This window comes from Streptomyces sp., from assembly GCF_036524955.1.
Taxonomy (GTDB): Bacteria; Actinomycetota; Actinomycetes; order Streptomycetales; family Streptomycetaceae; genus Actinacidiphila.
This window is the reverse complement of the sequence record NZ_DATDBG010000007.1, coordinates 1-16959: the sequence shown is the minus strand read 5'-3', so window position 1 is coordinate 16959 and position 16959 is coordinate 1. Positions and strand designations below refer to the sequence as shown.

The window sequence follows — 16959 nt, the reverse complement described above, 5'->3', positions numbered from 1 at the left end:
GCCTGGACCGCGGCGGTGCGGGCCGGCACCCAGGCGTAACGCAGCCGCCCGCGCGGCGCAGACCGGACGGTGCGCGGGCCGCCCGCCCGGGTCCTCGGTTCCGCGGGGTCGCCGTTCTCGCGTACGTCCGCCTTCGGTACCGGGCGGTCTCGCCGACTCCGCCCGCCCGGGCCCGTCGGTTCCGCGGACATCCGTCCGCCGGGCTCGGCCGTCTCGCGTACGTCCGTCGGTCCGCACCGGCGGCTGTCCGTCCGCCCGGACGGCGGTTCGCCCGCGTCCGCCTGTTCGTCCCGGCGGTCTCGCGCAGGTCGGCCCGTCCGTGCCCGTCGGTTCCGCCGGCGAACCGCCCGCCGGGACCGGCGTCGTGCGGGCGGCCGCTCGGCGCGGTGGGCGCCGGACCAGCAAACCCGTCATTCCCTCGATCAGCCAGGAGGTATCCCGTGAGTACGACTCCGCCCGCAGCCGTGACCGCCGCGCGCGAGCACATCGTGGCCGCCGTGCCCAAGCAACTCCTCGTCGGCGGGACGTGGCTGGACGCGGCCGACGGGGCCACGATGGCGGTGGACGATCCGGCGACCGGGGAGGTGCTGTGCCGGGTCGCGGACGCGGGCGCGCCGGAGGGGCGGCTCGCGGAGGAGGCCGCCGTCGCGGCGCAGGAGGAGTGGGCGCGGACGGCGCCCCGGGCGCGCAGTGAGATCCTGCGCCGGGCGTACGAGATCATCCTCGCGCGTACCGACGACCTCGCGGCGCTGATGACCGCCGAGATGGGCAAGCCGCTGGCCGAGGCCCGGGGAGAGGTGGCGTACGCGGCCGAGTTCTTCCGCTGGTTCTCCGAGGAGGCGGTCCGCGTCGACGGCGGCTACGGCACGCTGCCCGACGGCCGCAACCGGATGCTGCTGATGCGCCGCCCGGTCGGTCCCTGCCTGCTGATCACGCCGTGGAACTTCCCGCTGGCCATGGGTACCCGCAAGATCGGCCCCGCGATCGCGGCGGGCTGCACGATGGTGTTCAAGCCCGCCCCGCAGACCCCGCTCTCCGCCCTCGCGCTGGCGGCGATCCTGGAAGAGGCGGGGCTGCCTCCCGGCGTGCTCAACGTCGTGACGACCTCCCGGGCCGGCGAGGTGGTGGAACCGCTGCTGCGCGGCGGCCGGGTGCGCAAACTCTCGTTCACCGGATCGACCGAGGTGGGCCGGACCCTGCTCGCCCAGTGCGCCGACACGGTGATGCGCACGTCGATGGAGCTCGGCGGCAACGCCCCCTTCATCGTCTTCGAGGACGCCGACCTGGACGCGGCCGTGGACGGTGCGATGACGGCCAAGATGCGCAACATGGGCGAGGCGTGCACCGCCGCCAACCGCATCTTCGTGCACCGCTCCCTGGCGGACGAGTTCGCGCGGCGGCTCGCCGAGCGGATGGCGGCGCTGGTGGTCGGCCCGGGGACCACGCCCGGTGTCGACGTCGGGCCGCTGATCGACGCTGCCGGGCGCGCCAAGGTCGAGGAACTGGTCGCCGACGCCGTGGGCCGGGGCGCGCGGGTCCTCACCGGAGGCACCGTGCCGGAAGGCCCCGGCCGCTTCTACCCGCCGACCGTGCTGACCGGCGTGGACCCCGGCAGCCGCCTGATGGAGACCGAGATCTTCGGGCCGGTCGCGGCGATCCTCGCCTTCGACGACGAGGACGAGGTGGTCCGCGCCGCCAACGACACCCCGTGGGGCCTGGTCGGCTACGTCTTCACCCGGGGGCTCGACCGGGCGCTGCGGGTCAGCGAGCGGCTGGAGGTGGGCATGGTCGGGCTGAACACCGGCCTGGTGTCCAGCCCCGCCGCCCCCTTCGGCGGCGTCAAGCAGTCGGGGCTCGGCCGCGAGGGCGGCAGGGCCGGGATCGAGGAGTTCCTGGAGTACACGTACGTCGCCATGCCGGCGTGACGCGGCGCGGGCACCACCACTCCGGGTTTGGACGATCCCACACGTGCATTGGTGCGCGTGTATGCACATAATAGAAGTGAGCGCCTCCGCGCCCCCGCCCAGCGGTCACACTCCTGAAAGCGAGCCACCTGTGAACGCCCCCCATGAGCACCCTCACCCGCCGGCCCCGGCGCAGACCCACGACCACGGGCACGACCACGGCACCCACGACCACGGCACCCACGACCACGGCGACGGCCACCACCAGGACCACGGCACCAGGGACCACCAGGACCACGGGCACGACGGCCACCACGGCCACAGCGACCATGACGGCCACGGCCACGATCACGGCCACGATCACGGGCACGGCCACGACCACCCGCACGGTGGAAGCGCCCTCGTCCGCTGGAAGCACCGGATCGCCCACGTCGTGAAGCCCCACTCGCACGAGGCGGCGGACAAGGTCGACTCCGCCATGGAGTCGTCGGCCGAGGGCATGCGCGCGCTGTGGATCTCCCTCGCCATCCTGGGCACGACCGCCGTCTTCCAGGCCGTGGTAGTCGTATGGTCGGGCTCCGTCGCGCTGCTGGGCGACACGATCCACAACGCCGCCGACGCGCTGACCGCGCTGCCCCTGGGAGTGGCCTTCGTCCTCGGCCGCCGCGCGGCGAACCGCCGGTTCACCTACGGCTACGGCCGGGCCGAGGACCTGGCCGGCATCGCCATCGTGCTCACCATCGCCGCCTCCGCGGCCCTGGCGGCGTACGAGGCCGTCGACCGGCTGCTGAACCCGCGCGACATGACCCACGCGGGTGTGGTCGCGGTGGCGGCGGTCATCGGTTTCATCGGGAACGAATGGGTGGCCCGCTTCCGTATCCGGGTCGGACGCAAGATCGGTTCCGCCGCGCTGGTCGCCGACGGCCTGCACGCCCGTACCGACGGATACACGTCACTCGCCGTGCTGATCGGCGCGGGCGGCGCGGCGATCGGCTGGCAACTGGCCGACCCGATCGTGGGTCTGGCCATCACCGCAGCGATCGTGCTGGTCCTCAAGGACGCCGCGCGTGAGGTCTTCCGCCGGCTGATGGACTCCGTCGACCCGGCCCTGATCGACACCGGTGAGGCGGCCGTGCGCGAGGTGCCCGGCGTGCGGTCCGTCACCGAGGTGCGCATGCGCTGGATCGGTCACCGGCTGCGCGCGGAGGTCACCGTGGAGGTGGACGGCGAGCTCAATCTGCGGGGAGCCCACGACGTGGCGGTGGAGGTCGAGCACGCCCTCATCCACGCGGTGCCCCGGCTGACCGCGGCCCTGGTGCACACCGACCCGGTGCTCGGACCGGACATGGACGATCCCCACCGGAGCCTCGCGGCCCACACGGCCTGAGTCCGGCCGGCCCGCGTCCCCCCGCTCGGGGGCGAGTCCGACTGGCGGCCCGGCCCCACCCGGCCGGGCCGCCTGACCAGCCGTCCCGCGCGGCCTTTTTGCCGCCCTCTCGCCTCCGGGCGCTTCGACCCGGTGTCCGGAGGTCCCTCCGGACGAAGTCCGGGGGAGGTCGGCCGTGCTCGATCGCTCGTTCCTCACGATCTGCACGCGCTCTCCCTTTCGACACCGGCGCGCTCCGCGGCCGGAGGCCGCTGATGGACACTTCGGCTCGACGGCCACAACACGCCGGTCCTGGAGCGCTTTGTCATGCCCTCGCTCGCCGGCCCCCACGCGTTTCGGCAGCTCATACCTTCATGAACAACTGACTGTGCAGGCAATGATTTGTTTACAAAACATTGTCAACAACGTGTCGACAGGCGCATACGCCGCCTCATACCTTCTTCAATCAAGCGCCACAGTGCCCGAACGGCCGGGACGTCCCCGTAGCCCGTAGGCCCCATCGGATGAGTGAGACTCATGAGAAAACTGCGCTACGCGTCTGTACTGACGGCATCGACCTTGACCCTCGCGGCCTGCGGCATGGGCGGCGGAACCACCGACGGCGGCAGCGGCGCCACCGGGGACCAGACCATCGTGGTGGACGAACCGTTCGCGCCGGCCGCCAACTGGGCGCTGGAGACCGACGACGCCTTCGTGCTCTCCAAGGCCGGCTGTCTGGAAACGCTGGTGAAGTACGAGACCAGCGGGGCGCTCAAGCCGATGCTGGCCGTGTCCTGGAAGGAGACCGCCTGGACCGCCTGGGACATCAAGCTCCGGTCGGGCGTGACGTTCCAGGACGGCACCCCGCTCGACGCGCAAGCCGTGGTCGGCGCGTTGAAACACGCCCTCGGCGTGAAGACCCCGGCGTCGGTCTTCTCACCCGAGACCATCAAGGACGTCGCCGCGGTCGACGGCTCGACGGTCCGGATCACCACCAAGACCCCGGACAGTCTGCTGCCCCAGCGGCTGGCCGCCCCCAACACCGGGATTCTGGCGCCGAAGGCGTACACCGGGTCGTCCACCGATCCGAAGGGCACCTGCACCGGCCCGTTCCAGGTCACCAAGGAGATCCCGCAGCAGGCGGTCACCCTCAAGCGCAACGCGTCCTACTGGGGCGGCCCGGTGAAGCTCGGCTCCGCCGAGGTGCGCTTCATCGCCGACGCCGCCAAGCGGGCCACCCAGGTGCAGACCGGCGAGGCCCAGATATCCAGGAAGCTCGCCGTGACGAGCATCCAGGACCTCAAGGGCAGCGGCGACATCAAGGTCGACACGGCCCAACTACCGCGCACCATCGAGCTGGTCCTCAACAACAAGAAGGCGCCATTCGACAACGAGCTCGTGCGGCAGGCGATCCAGGCCGCGATCGACCCCAAGGCGATCACCGAGGCGGTCTACGCGGGAGCGGGCCGGCCGGCGGTCGGTCCGTTCGGTCCCGGCGAGCCCTGGACGCCCGAAGGCGCCGAGCCGGTCGCCGCGGACCCGGCCAAGGCCAAGACGCTGCTGGCCACGGCGGGCGTCGCACCGTCCTCCGTCAAGATCCAGTTGATCGCGTACAACGAGGGGTCCAGCTTCTCCGACCTCGCCGCCGTCATCCAGGCCCAGCTCAAGGCGATCGGCGTGCGCGTGACGATCCGGACCGCGGACTACGCCTCGGTGGAGCCCGACCTGCTGTCCGGCGACTTCCAGGCCGCGCTGCTGTCCCGCAACTACCTCAGCACCATGCCCGACCCGCTCGGCTTCCTGACCGCCGACTACACCTGCCAGGGCAGCTACAACCTCGCACACTTCTGCGACCCGAAGATCGACGCCGCCCTCAAGAAGGCGGCCTCGACCACCGACACCAAGACCCGCAACGCGGTGTACGCCGAGGTCGCCGCCACACTCCAGTCCCGCGCGGTGGACGTCTTCCTCGTCCACGAGACGGAGTCCGCCGCCCTCGCCGGCCAAGTCTCGGGCTTCCGCCTCCACCCCTACTACACCCTCACCGCCGACCTGTCCCTCGCCACCAAGTGAACACCCGTACACACACAAGGAGTTCGTCGTGATCGACTTCCAGCCCAAGTACATCACCTTCGACTGCTACGGCACCCTCACCGCGTTCGGGATGTCCGCGCTGACCCGGGAGCTGTTCGCGGACCGCGTCGAAGCCGACCGGATGGAGGACTTCCTGGACGACTTCGAGGCGTTCCGGATCGACCAGGTGCTCGGCGCCTACCAGTACTACCCGGACGTCGTCAAGAGCGCCCTGACCCGCGCCTGCGCCCTGTGGAAGGTCGAGTACCGCGACTCCGACGGCGAGGCGATCGTCGCCGCGGTTCCCACCTGGGGCCCGCACCCCGACGTGCCGGACGCGCTGCGCACCCTTGCCGAGAGCTTCCCGCTGGTCATCCTCTCCAACGCCGCCGACAACCAGATCGGCGGCAACGTCGAGAAGCTGGGCGCCCCCTTCCACGCCGTCTACACCGCCGAGCAGGCGCAGGCGTACAAGCCGCGCTTCCAGGCCTTCGAGTACATGCTCGACCAGTTGGGCTGCGGCCCCGGCGAGATCCTGCACGTCTCGTCCAGCCTGCGCTACGACCTCATCCCCGCGCACGACCTGCGGATCACCAACAAGGTCTACGTCAACCGGGGGTACGAGCCCAGCGTGCCGTACTACGGCTACCACGAGGTCAAGGCCCTGACCGAGCTGCCCGCGCTGCTCGGGCTGTGAGCGCCGTGAAGCCCGTACCGTACTGGCTGGACACCGCCCCGGCCGGCCGCGACCGCACCGCGGTGGACATCGACGGACGGACGGACGTGGCGATCGTCGGCGCGGGCCTGACCGGCCTGTCGGCGGCGCTGCACCTGGCCCGTAAAGGCGCGCAGGTCACCGTACTGGAGCAGGAGACCGTCGGCTGGGGCGCCTCCGGGCGCAACGGCGGGATGTGCACCACCGGGCTGGCCATCGGATTCCTCACCGCCGTCGCCCGTTACGGCATCCCGACCGCCAAGGCGCTCTACCTCTCCTACAACGAGGCGATCGACACCGTCGAGAAGCTGGTCAGCGAGGAGTCCATCGACTGCGACTTCTCGCGGACCGGGAAGCTCAACCTGGCCGCCAAGCCCGCCCACTACGAGCGCCTCGCGCGCACCCACGAGGCGCTCGCCGAACTGATCGGCTACGAGACCCAGCTGATCCCCAGGAAGGACATGCGGACCGAGATCGGGTCCGACCACTACTACGGGGGCATGGCCGACCCGCAGGGCGCCGGCCTGCACGTGGGCAAGTTCGTCCGGGGCCTGGCGGACGCCGCCGAAGCCCTCGGCGTGCGGATCCACGAGAAGGCCCCGGTGACCAGGGTCCGCCGGATCAGCGGCACCAGGCACGACCTGACCACACCGGTCGGCACCGTGCGCGCCGACAAGGTACTGGTCGCCACCAGCGGCCACACCCAGGCCCCGTTCCGCTGGCTGCGCAACCGGATCGTCCCGGTCGGCAGCTTCATCCTGGTGACCGAGCCGCTGCGGCAGGAGGTCGTCGACGAACTGATGCCCACCCGCCGGATGGCCTCCGACAGCAAGAACATCCTGTACTACTTCCGCATCACCCCGGACAACCGGCTGCTCTTCGGCGGGCGTGCCCGCTTCGCGATGTCCAGCCCCGAGTCCGACGTCAAGAGCGGGCGCATCCTGCGCAAGGGCATGCTCTCGGTCTTCCCGCAGCTCGACGGGGTGCGCATCGACTACTGCTGGGGCGGTCTGGTCGACATCAGCATGGACCAGATGGTCCATGCCGGTGAGCAGGACGGACTGTTCTACTCCGTGGGCTACTCGGGCCACGGCGTGCAGATGGCCACCCACATGGGCCGCCAGATGGCCGAGGTGCTGGACGGCAGACCCTCGGCGAACCCCTGGCGGGGCCTGAAGTTCCCGCGCGTGCCCGGCCACTTCGGGCCGCCGTGGTTCCTGCCGTTCGCCGGCGCCTACTACCGGGCGCTGGACGTCATCAAGTAGCCCGCCGCCGACGAGCCCGAAAGGACGGAGTGAAAGATGGTCAGGTTCGCCCTGCGGCGGCTTGTGGTACTGCTGATCACGCTGCTCGCGGCGTCGGCCGCCACCTTCGCCATCCCGTACGCCGGTGACGGCGACCCCGCGCGGACGATCCTCCGCTCCAGGGTCTCCGACCAGGCCGTCGATCCCGCGTCGATCGCGGCCCTGCGCTCCGACCTCGGGCTCGACCGGCCGATCATCATGCAGTACCTGAGCTGGCTCGGCCGGGCGGTGCGGGGCGACTTCGGGTTGTCCTTCACCAGCCGCACGCCGGTCGACCAGTTGCTGGGCGGCGCGCTGGGGGTGTCGGCGACGCTCGCCGTCCTCGCCATCGGGCTGGCGTTCGTGGCCGCTCTCCCGCTGGGCGCGCTCGCCGCGACCCGGCCCGGAAAGCGGCTCGACAACGGGGTGACGCTGGTGACGCAGAGCTTCGTCGCCATCCCCGAATACTGGCTGGCCCCGGTGCTGGTCCTGGTCTTCTCCCGCTACCTCGGCTGGCTGCCCTCCGCGGGCTGGCGCGATCCGGCCTCCCTCGTGCTGCCCGTGCTCACCCTGGCACTGCGCCCGATGGCGTACTTCACGCAGGTCACCAGGGCCGCGATGACCGACGTGCTGGCGGCGCCGTACATCACGGCCGCCCGCAGCCGGGGCCTGAGCCAGTCCCAGACCCTGCTGCGGCACGGGCTGCGCAACGCCCTGCTGCCGGTGATGACGCTGTTCTCGCTGTGGTTCGCGGGCCTGCTCGGCGGTTCCGTGATCGTGGAGGTCATCTTCGCCATCCCCGGTATGGGCCGACTGATCTACGGCGCGGTGGTCAACCACGACGTGCCCCTGATCCAGGGCGGGATCCTCAGCATCGTCGCGCTGGCGGTCGTCATCACCACCGCCACCGACTTCCTGTACGCCGTGATCAACCCAGCCGTGAGGGTGCGCGATGGCTCTGTCTAGCCCTGTCCCGAACAGTCCGGCCCTCCGCGGCAGGTTCCGCACCAGGGCCCAGGACATCGCCCGTTGGACGGCAGCCGGCCTGCGCGCCGCCCGTGGCCGGCACTGGTCGCTGACCGCCGGCGCCGTCGTCCTGGCCCTGGTACTGGCCACCCTGGCGCTCACCCCGTGGATCGCCCCCTACGACCCGGCCCAGCAGGACCTGACCCATCGGCTGGCCGGACCCGGCGCGGAGCACTGGCTCGGCACCGACCAGCTGGGGCGGGACGTGCTCAGCAGGCTGATGTACGGCGGCCGGTTCTCGGTGTCCATCGCCGCGATCACGCTGGTGCTGTGCGTGGTCGTCGGTACGGTCGTCGGAGCGGTCAGCGCCCGGCGCGGCGGGATCGTGGACGAGATCGTCATGCGCACCACCGACCTGCTGATCTCGATCCCCGACGTGATCGTCGCGCTCTTCCTGATCGCGGCCTTCGGCACCGGCTACGGCATGCTGATCGCCGCGCTGACGATCGTCGGCTGGACCCCGTTCGCCCGCCTGATGCGGGGTCTGGCCCTGGAGATCAACCGCCGGGAGTACGTGGAGGCCGCCGAGGCGCTGGGCTGCTCCCGGAGCTTCATCGTCTTCCGGCACGTCATCCCGAACGCGGCGCGTCCCGTCCTGTCGCTGAGCTTCCTGCGGTTCGGGCACAAACTGATCACCGTGGGAGGGCTGTCCTACCTGGGGCTGGGTGTGCAGCCCCCCGACTCCGACTGGGGGGCGATGCTGCTGGACGCCCAGCCGTACATGGAACGCGTCCCGCTGCTGGTGCTCGTGCCCGGCGCCGCGGTCTTCCTGACCGCCCTCAGTGTCACCCTGATCGGCCACGGCATGGAACTCAAACGGAAGAAGAGCAGCGATGTCGGATGACACGGCGGCGAATGCGTCGCTCACCCCGGTGCGTCGCAAGACGCTCACCTCGCAGGTGACCGAACTGATCCGCGACGACCTCCTCAGGGGAAAGTACCCGCCAGGACACCAGCTCAACGAGGTGGAACTCGCCGCGTCGCTGGGCGTCAGCCGCGGCCCGATACGCGAGACCCTGGCCCGTCTCGTGCACGAAGGACTGCTGCTGAGCCAGCCGCACCGTGGGGTCTTCGTCCCGCTGCTCGGCGAGGAGGACATCGTCGACATCTACTTCGCCCGGGAAGCGCTGGAGGCCGCCGCCTTCCGCCGTGTCATCTCCTCGACCGCGTCCCCGGAGCTGGTGGGCTTACTGGACGCGACGGTGGACGAGATCGCCCGCGCCGCGGAGCGCGGCGACTGGCCGACGGTCGGCGATCTCGACGTGCGCTTCCACTCCCTGGTGATCGAGGCGGCCGGCAGCCCCCGCCTCAACCGCATGTTCGGCACGGTGATCTCCGAGACCCGGCTGTGCCTGAACCTGATGGCGGACGTCGACCCGGCCCGGCGCGATCTCGTGCACGAGCACCACGAGCTGACGCGGCTGGTCGCTGGGAACGACGTGGACGCGGCGCTGGCCACCCTCGAAAGGCATTTCGCGGATGCCGTCGTGACCCTGCGGGACCGCCTGCGGGCCGCACAGAGCTGACCGGACGTACGGGCTGGTCAGCCGTACCGGCTGATCAGTTCCACGGGCTGAGCACCCGTACGGGCCGAGCACCCGTGCGGGGCCGGCCCCCCCTGCCCCGAGCCGCGCCGTTTCCTCTTCCTCGACACCTCCTCGACAAAAGGAACCCGGATATGCGCACACACCGCCGACTCCCGCCACCCGACAGCGGCAGCCGTACCTCCGACACCGTTCTCGACGTCCGTGGCCTGCGGGTGGAGTTCTCCGACTCCGGCGCCACCACCACCACCAACACCACCACCGTCGTCGACGGCCTCGATCTGTCCGTGCGGCGCGGCGAGATCGTCGCGCTGGTCGGGGAGTCGGGGTCCGGGAAGACCATGACCGCCTCCAGCGTCATGGGCCTGCTCCCGACCGGCGCCCGGATCACCGGCGGCCGGATCACCCTCGGCGACGAGGACCTGGCCCAGCTCCCGCCGAAACGGATGAACCGCATGCGCGGGCACCGGATGGCGATGCTCTTCCAGCAGCCCAAGACGATGCTCGACCCCACCTCGACGGTACGCAGCCAGGTCGCCGAGCCGCTGCGGCTGCACCGCGGGCTGAACCGCCGGGAGGCGAACGCCCGGGTCGTGGAACTCCTGCGCGACGTCGGCATCCCCGAACCCGAGCGCCGGGCGACCGCGTACGCGCACCAGCTCTCGGGCGGCATGGCACAGCGTGTCATGATCGCGGCGGCGCTGGCCGGCGACCCCGCGCTGCTCATCGCCGACGAGCCGACCACCGCCCTCGACGCCACCGTCCAGGCCCAGATCCTGCAACTGCTCCGCCGCAAACAGCGCGAGTCCGGCATGGCCGTGCTGCTCATCACGCACGACCTCGGCATCGTCACCTCGATCGCCGACCGCGTGGCCGTCATGTACGCGGGGCGCGTCGTGGAGGAGGGCGCGACGCGTGACGTCTTCGACTCCCCCGAACACCCCTACACCCGGGCCCTGCTGCGGGCCTCCCTGCTGAAGTCCGAGAAGGGCAGGCTGTTCTCCATACCGGGGAGCGCCGCCCAGTCGCGCGGGCTCAGCCGCGGGTGCCGGTTCCAGCCGCGTTGCTCGATCGCCCAGGACCTGGGCATCGCCGGCGCCTGTTCGGACGCCGAGCCGCCACTGCACACCTGCGGCGGCGAACACCGCTGCCGCTGCTGGGCCACCCCGCCCGGCACCGAAGCCCGCGCCCAGGCGGTGACCGCATGACCATGCCCCAAGCGGCGCCCCCCGCCGACCCGGCCGCCCGGGCGCGGCAGCCCCTCGTCGTCGTGGACGACGTGGTCAAGCACTTCCCGCTGCCCGGCCGGCTCTCCGGGTCCAGGCAGCGGGTCCACTCGGTCGACGGCGTCACCTTCACCATCGCACCCGGCGAAGTGCTCGGGCTGGTCGGCGAGTCGGGCTGCGGGAAGAGCACCCTGGCCCGGGCCATGCTCGGGCTGACCCCGGTCGACTCCGGGCGCGTGCTGTTCGACGGCACCGACGTCGCCCGGGCCAGGGGCAGCCAACGCAAGGAGCTGCGCCGGTCCATGCAGCTCGTCTTCCAGGACCCGTTCGCCGCCCTCGACCCGCGGATGCGGCTGGGCACGAGCCTCGACGCGCCGCTGGCCCAGCACGGTCTGGGCACCCGGGAGGAGCGGCACCGGCGCATCGTGGAGGTGCTGGGCCATGTCGGGCTCGACGAGTCGTTCCTCGGCCGCCGCCCGCGGGAGTGCTCCGGCGGTCAGCTCCAGCGCATCGTGGTGGCCCGTGCCCTGCTGCTGCGCCCGCGGCTGCTGATCTGTGACGAGCCCACCTCCGCTCTCGACGCCTCGGTGCGCGCCCAGATCCTCAACCTGCTGATGGAGCTCAAGGACGAGCTGGACCTCACGCTGCTGATGATCTCGCACGACCTCCGTGTGGTACGCCACGTCTGCGACCGGGTGGCCGTGATGTACCTCGGCGAGATCGTCGAGGTCGCCACCCGGGACGAGCTGTTCGAGAGCCCCGCGCATCCGTACACCCGGGCGCTGCTCGCCGCCTCGATGGCGGACGAGCGCCTTCCGGCCACGGAGGAGCCCGGCCCGCGCACCCCGTACAGCGCGCTGCGCGGCGAACCGCCCAGCCCGGTGCATCCGCCGGCCGGGTGCCGGCTGCACCCCCGCTGCCCGCAGGCCCGCGACCGGTGCCGTACCGAGGAGCCGATGCTCGTCCCCGGTACGCCCGGACACCTGGCCGCGTGCCACTACCCGTACACCTGAGGCCCTGCCGCAAGCAGCCGTCCCACCAGGCCGTGGGCGGCCGTCCGACCCGAAGGAGCAAGCCGATGACCACAGTCGAGACCGAGGCCGCCGCACCGCTGACCTGGCAGCCGCCGGCCGGGGGCCTGTGGTCCGGCCGGTGGGTCGACGGCGGGTCCGCCATGTCCGTGTACGACCCGGAGGACGGCAGCCTGGTCGGCCGGGTGGCGGACGCCAGTCCGGCCGAGGTGGACCGGGCCGTGACCGGCGTGGCCGCCGCCGTGGCCACTGAGGAGTGGCCGGCCTGGCAGCGGCGCGAGGCGCTGGACGCCGCGGCCCGGCTGGTGCTGCGGCGCCGCGCGGCACTGACCGAACTGATCTCCCGGGAAGGCTGCAAGACCGTACGCGAGGCGGACCGTGAGGTGTCCCGCGCGGCCGAGACGCTGCGGCTGTCGGCCCAGCAGACCGCCCACCTCACCGGCGAGACCCTGCCCTTCGCCGACACGCCGCGCGGCGCCGGTCGGCTGGGCTGGTACACGCGGGAACCCGTCGGGGTGGTCGCCGCCATCACCCCGTTCAACGATCCGCTCAACCTGGTCGCGCACAAGGTCGGCCCCGCCCTGGCGGGCGGCAACGGCGTCGTCCTCAAACCCGCCGAGGCCACACCGCTGACCGCCCTGGCGTTCGCCCAGATCCTGCTGGACTCCGGGGTGCCCGCCGGACGCCTCGCGGTCGTTCCCGGAACCGGCAGCGGGGCGGGCCGCGCACTGGTCGGGCACCCCCTGGTCGACCTGGTCTCCTTCACCGGCGGCCACCGGACCGGCGACGAGGTGGCCCGCGCGGCCGGTGCCAAGAAGACCCTGATGGAGCTGGGCGGCAACAACGCCGTGCTGGTCCTGGACGACGCGGACCGCGAGGCCGCGGCGCGCGCGGTGGTGGACGGCGCGTTCGGCGTGGCCGGGCAGAACTGCCTCTCGGTGCAGCGGGTCTTCGTCGACGCCCGGATCGCCGCCCGGTTCACCCAGGACGTGGTGGCGATGACCGAGGCGCTGCGGGTCGGCGGCAAAGCCGATCCGCGCACCGACATCGGTCCGCTGATCAACGAGCGCGAGGCGCGCCGGGTCGAGGGGTGGGTGCGCCAGGCGCACGACGCCGGCGCCGAGGTGCGCACCGGAGACCGCAGGCAGGGCGCCTTCTACTGGCCGACGGTGCTCACCGGGGTGCCCGCGGACGCCCTCGTCATGACGGAGGAGGTCTTCGGACCGGTGCTGGTGATCGAGCCGTTCGACACGGTGGACGACGCCGTCGCCCGCGTCAACGAGACCCGCTACGGCCTCCAGGCCGGCGTCTTCACCGCCGGCCTGGAGGCGGCCCTGGACATCGCCGACCGGCTGCGGGTCGGCGCGGTCATGGTCAACGACAGCAGCGACTTCCGGATCGACGCGATGCCGTTCGGCGGACCCAAGCGGTCGGGCGTGGGGCGGGAGGGTGTGCGGTACGCGGTCGAGGCGATGACCGAACCGAAGATCGTGGCGGTGCGGCGGGGGGCGTGAGGGGCGCGGGCGCGCCCGTAGCGCCTGCCTCCCGCGGGCGCCGCGGGGTCAGTCGTGCGGCGGGGTCCCGGTCACCATGTGGTCGGCGTGGTTGATCGCCTCGATGACCAGGCGCCGCAGGTGACCGTCCCGGAGCGCGTAGATGGAGCGGCGGCCGTCCTTGCGGACCTCGACCAGACCGGCGAGGCGGAGCTTGGCCAGGTGCTGGCTGACCGCGGGCCGGGCAGCCCCACTGGCGTCGGTGAGGGTGTTGACGTCGGCCTCACCCCGCGCGAGCGTCCACACCAGGTGCAGCCTGGTCGGGTCGGAGAGCAGCGCGAAAACGCCGGCCGCCGCGGCGAACTGCGCGGCACCGCTGGGGTGCGTCTGCAAAGCGCCTGCAGCCATGGGTCTGTTGCTCGCCGACATGCCCCCCATCGTATGCGCGTGCGGTCGCCCGGCGTGGGCGAGGGTGTCCCGCGGACCCGATACGCCCGCGCCCACGCGTATCCGCGCGTGCCGGGCGGGCGGCAGGGGGCCGGGCCAGGGGGAGCCACCGGCCGGCCGTCGTCGGTACGAGGCCGGCCGTCGCCACAGCGCGGGGCGGCGCTACCCCGTACCCGATCACCCACGACGCGGCCGACCGCACGTTCCGCGTCGTACGAGGCGGTCTCGCCGGGATCGTCCAGTCACCGGTCCGCGGCGTGACCCCGCGGGTCTCCGCACCGGAAACTCGCTCCTCATCTGTCACTGTCATGCCATACCCTGCTCGGCAGTAGCCGCGCCCCGCGCGTCACCGCACGCAGGCGGTCATGTCCGGGCGTTGCGCGGCGTTCTCGACTCCCGGTCATCCACCGGGCTTCCTGTGGGGGGTACACACCACTGTGCGCACGCGCAGCATCTCGACCGCGACAGCGCTCGCGGTCCTCGTCAGCTCGGCGGCGTTAAGCGTCGCCGCGGCCGGATCCGCCTCGGCCGCCTCCGTCGCCGTCGCCTCGCCCGGCGGCATCGTCGCGGACGGTGCCCTGCACCGGGTCTTCGTCGGCGACCGTTCGGCCGGGAAGATCCTGGCCGCCGACTACACCGGCGCCCTGGTCGACTCGGTGAGCGGCGTCAGCGGGGTCTCCGGTCTGGCGCTGTCCGACGACGGCGCCACCCTGTACGCGGCCGCGGCGGGCAGCCACGAGATCGTGGCCCTGGACGCGGCCACCCTCGACGTCAAGGCCCGCTACAGCGTCGCCACCGACACCGGTCCGCGCTACGTCGCCTTCGCCGGCGGCAAGGTCTGGTTCTCGTACGGCGACCAGTGGGACGGCGACCTGGGCTCGGTCGACCCGGCGGTGGACCCGGCGAGCGGGGCCGACGCGGTGACACTCGGGCAGTTCCCGCAGCCGTATCCGGGGGTCTGGGGCCCGGCACTCCTGGACACCGACCCGTCCGCGCCCGGCCTGCTGGCCGTCGGCGAGACCGGCCTGTCCACTGACTCGATGGCCGTCGTCGACGTCTCCGGCGCCACGCCGCAGCTTGTCGCCTGGCACCACGGCGACTACACGCTGAACAACGGCATCGGGGACATCGACCTGGTGCCCGGCGCCTCGCAGGTGCTGGTCAACGGTGCGCAGCGGGATGTCTACGCGGACGGGAAGTTCACCGCCGCCGGCAGCTATCCCTCCGGGCAGCGCGCCGACATCGCCGCGAACGGACTGGTCGCCCAGATCACCGGTACCAAGGTGGCGGTCTACCGGCCCGACGCCACCCAGCCGATCCGTACCTACGCCATCGACGCGTCCAGCCCGGGCGCACTGACGTGGGCCCCGGACTCCTCACGGATCTTCGCTCTGGTGGGGACGGACGGCGCCTACGCCCTCAAGACGTTCACCGACCCGACGCTGAACGTCCCCAGCCTGACGGTGAACGCCCCGTCGACCGCCACCCGCGGCAAGCCGCTCACCGTGACGGGGAAGCTGTCGGCGACGGTGCCGCTGCCGAGCGGCGTCTCGCTGCAGGTCACCCGCATCGACCTGGAGAGCCCCGGCGGCAAGGCGCTGGCCGCCGCCCCCGTGAAGGCGGACGGCTCGTACTCCTTCACCGACACCCCGCCGGCCGGCGGCACGGTCACCTACCGGGTCGCCTACGCGGGCGACGCCGGGCACACGGCGGTCAGCGCGTCCGACAAGGTCGAGGTCTCCCGTACGGCGCCGGCGCTGACCCTGAACAACAACGGCAAGGTCTACAACTACGGCACCTACGTCTCCTTCACCGCGCACCTCGGCTCGACGTACAAGAACCGCACGGTCGAGATGTGGGTGAACCCCTTCGGCCTCGACAAGCCCAACACGCTGCTGAAGACCGGGACGGTCAACGCCCGCGGCGACATCTCCGTGACGGTGCGCACATGGCGGAACACGACCGTCACCGCGGTCTTCAAGGGGGACGCCCGCACCGCGCCCACGTCGGTGAAGTCCACGGTGTACGCCAGGGTCGCTGTCTCCAACGCCCTCTCCGGGTACTACAGGACGGGCACGATCGGCTCGACGGCGTACTACTGGTTCCACAAGTCCACCGAACCGGTGTACACGACGACCATGACCTACTACACGGGCCGTCATCAGCGCGTCGACCTGCAGGTCTACTCGGGCGGAGCGTGGCGCTCCGCCGCCTCGCAGTACTTCCCGCTGAGCACGGCCGGGAAGTCGGTGGTACGCCTGGAGGCGCCGGGGCAGTCCGGGATCAAGGCACGGATGCGGTCGCTGTACGTCAGCGGGTCGTCCGGCGACAACGTGAACACGACGACGTACGGACCCTGGAAGTACCTGTACTTCTCCAACTAGGCGGGTTCGTCCGGATCAGCGGGCGGGCCGTGGCCGAGGCCATGGTCGTCCGGCTTCACGCGGCCGGGGCCCCTTCGCGGGGGCCCCGGCCGCGTGAACGGGCCACGCCGGGGTGCGGGCGAGCGGTCTCCGCAGCGGAGCGGCCGTATGTGGTGCGGAGACGCCCCGAACTCCCCGGCAAGTCATCCATCAACCGCGCCGATACGTATCAACCTCAGATGTTCCTGCGAGAGGAAAGGTCATGAACCTCACTCACGTGATCCCCGCCAAACACCGTCACCACAAGAAGGGAAAGACGACGTCCAAGACCGACACCACCAAGCGGCGTGAAGCTCCTATAGATCGTCAAGCGGTCTGGAGGAGCGTTTTCGGTGTGGTTGATGGGCTGGTGAGGTGCTTGTAGACCTCGCGGGCGATGAAGCGTTTGAGGCAGCGCAGGATGTCTTTCTTGGACATGCCTTCGGTGG

At 71.7% G+C, this 16959-nt stretch carries 13 protein-coding genes and 1 pseudogene; 12 read left to right on the top strand and 2 right to left on the bottom strand.

The features are described from left to right. Positions 1 to 440 precede the first annotated feature (440 nt). The 11 genes from VIW71_RS00490 (at position 441) to VIW71_RS00440 (ending at position 13682) form a co-directional block, all read left to right on the top strand. On the top strand, positions 441 to 1925 hold the full coding sequence (locus tag VIW71_RS00490) for an NAD-dependent succinate-semialdehyde dehydrogenase (RefSeq protein WP_414720614.1): 1485 nt from the start codon (positions 441 to 443) through the stop codon (positions 1923 to 1925). A 130-nt stretch (positions 1926 to 2055) separates the two neighbouring features. Next, positions 2056 to 3291 carry a cation diffusion facilitator family transporter gene (locus VIW71_RS00485; RefSeq protein WP_331619744.1) on the top strand — a complete coding sequence of 412 codons (1236 nt, stop codon included), beginning with the start codon at positions 2056 to 2058 and terminating at the stop codon, positions 3289 to 3291. A 516-nt stretch (positions 3292 to 3807) separates the two neighbouring features. Beyond that, positions 3808 to 5343: an ABC transporter substrate-binding protein gene (locus VIW71_RS00480; RefSeq protein WP_331619743.1), complete on the top strand. Its 1536-nt coding sequence runs from the start codon at positions 3808 to 3810 to the stop codon at positions 5341 to 5343. Positions 5344 to 5371: 28 nt separating this feature from the next. Next, entirely contained in the window at positions 5372 to 6040 is a 669-nt protein-coding gene (locus VIW71_RS00475) for a haloacid dehalogenase type II (RefSeq protein WP_331619742.1), read from the top strand. Next, positions 6037 to 7323, top strand: coding sequence for an NAD(P)/FAD-dependent oxidoreductase (locus VIW71_RS00470; RefSeq protein WP_331619741.1), 1287 nt, complete (start codon positions 6037 to 6039; stop codon positions 7321 to 7323). Before VIW71_RS00475 ends, VIW71_RS00470 begins: the two co-directional genes overlap by 4 nt. 36 nt (positions 7324 to 7359) lie before the next feature. Continuing rightward, positions 7360 to 8307 carry an ABC transporter permease gene (locus tag VIW71_RS00465; RefSeq protein WP_331619739.1) on the top strand — a complete coding sequence of 316 codons (948 nt, stop codon included), beginning with the start codon at positions 7360 to 7362 and terminating at the stop codon, positions 8305 to 8307. Continuing rightward, positions 8294 to 9211, top strand: a complete 918-nt coding sequence (locus VIW71_RS00460) for an ABC transporter permease (protein WP_331619738.1) — start codon at positions 8294 to 8296, stop codon at positions 9209 to 9211. The genes VIW71_RS00465 and VIW71_RS00460 overlap by 14 nt, the downstream gene beginning before the upstream one ends. Beyond that, positions 9201 to 9893 (top strand): GntR family transcriptional regulator, encoded by a 693-nt coding sequence (locus VIW71_RS00455; protein ID WP_331619737.1) that lies wholly within the window; start codon positions 9201 to 9203, stop codon positions 9891 to 9893. The genes VIW71_RS00460 and VIW71_RS00455 overlap by 11 nt, the downstream gene beginning before the upstream one ends. A gap of 152 nt (positions 9894 to 10045) precedes the next feature. Then, complete coding sequence (locus tag VIW71_RS00450) at positions 10046 to 11119, top strand: ABC transporter ATP-binding protein (protein WP_331619736.1); 1074 nt, start codon at positions 10046 to 10048, stop codon at positions 11117 to 11119. Continuing rightward, positions 11116 to 12150 (top strand): ABC transporter ATP-binding protein, encoded by a 1035-nt coding sequence (locus VIW71_RS00445; RefSeq protein ID WP_331619735.1) that lies wholly within the window; start codon positions 11116 to 11118, stop codon positions 12148 to 12150. Before VIW71_RS00450 ends, VIW71_RS00445 begins: the two co-directional genes overlap by 4 nt. A 65-nt stretch (positions 12151 to 12215) precedes the next feature. Beyond that, on the top strand, positions 12216 to 13682 hold the full coding sequence (locus VIW71_RS00440) for an aldehyde dehydrogenase family protein (protein WP_331619734.1): 1467 nt from the start codon (positions 12216 to 12218) through the stop codon (positions 13680 to 13682). Positions 13683 to 13730: 48 nt separating this feature from the next. On the opposite strand, the gene VIW71_RS00435 is transcribed toward VIW71_RS00440, so the two are convergent. Then, positions 13731 to 14069: an ArsR/SmtB family transcription factor gene (locus VIW71_RS00435; protein ID WP_331619733.1), complete on the bottom strand. Its 339-nt coding sequence runs from the start codon at positions 14067 to 14069 to the stop codon at positions 13731 to 13733. Between the two features lie 476 nt (positions 14070 to 14545). Between VIW71_RS00435 and VIW71_RS00430 the strand changes: the two genes are divergently transcribed. Continuing rightward, complete coding sequence (locus tag VIW71_RS00430) at positions 14546 to 16492, top strand: YncE family protein (protein ID WP_331619732.1); 1947 nt, start codon at positions 14546 to 14548, stop codon at positions 16490 to 16492. A gap of 345 nt (positions 16493 to 16837) precedes the next feature. Here VIW71_RS00430 and VIW71_RS26690 read toward each other — a convergent pair. Then, a pseudogene (locus VIW71_RS26690) lies at positions 16838 to 16959 on the bottom strand (IS110 family transposase); the annotation flags it as partial.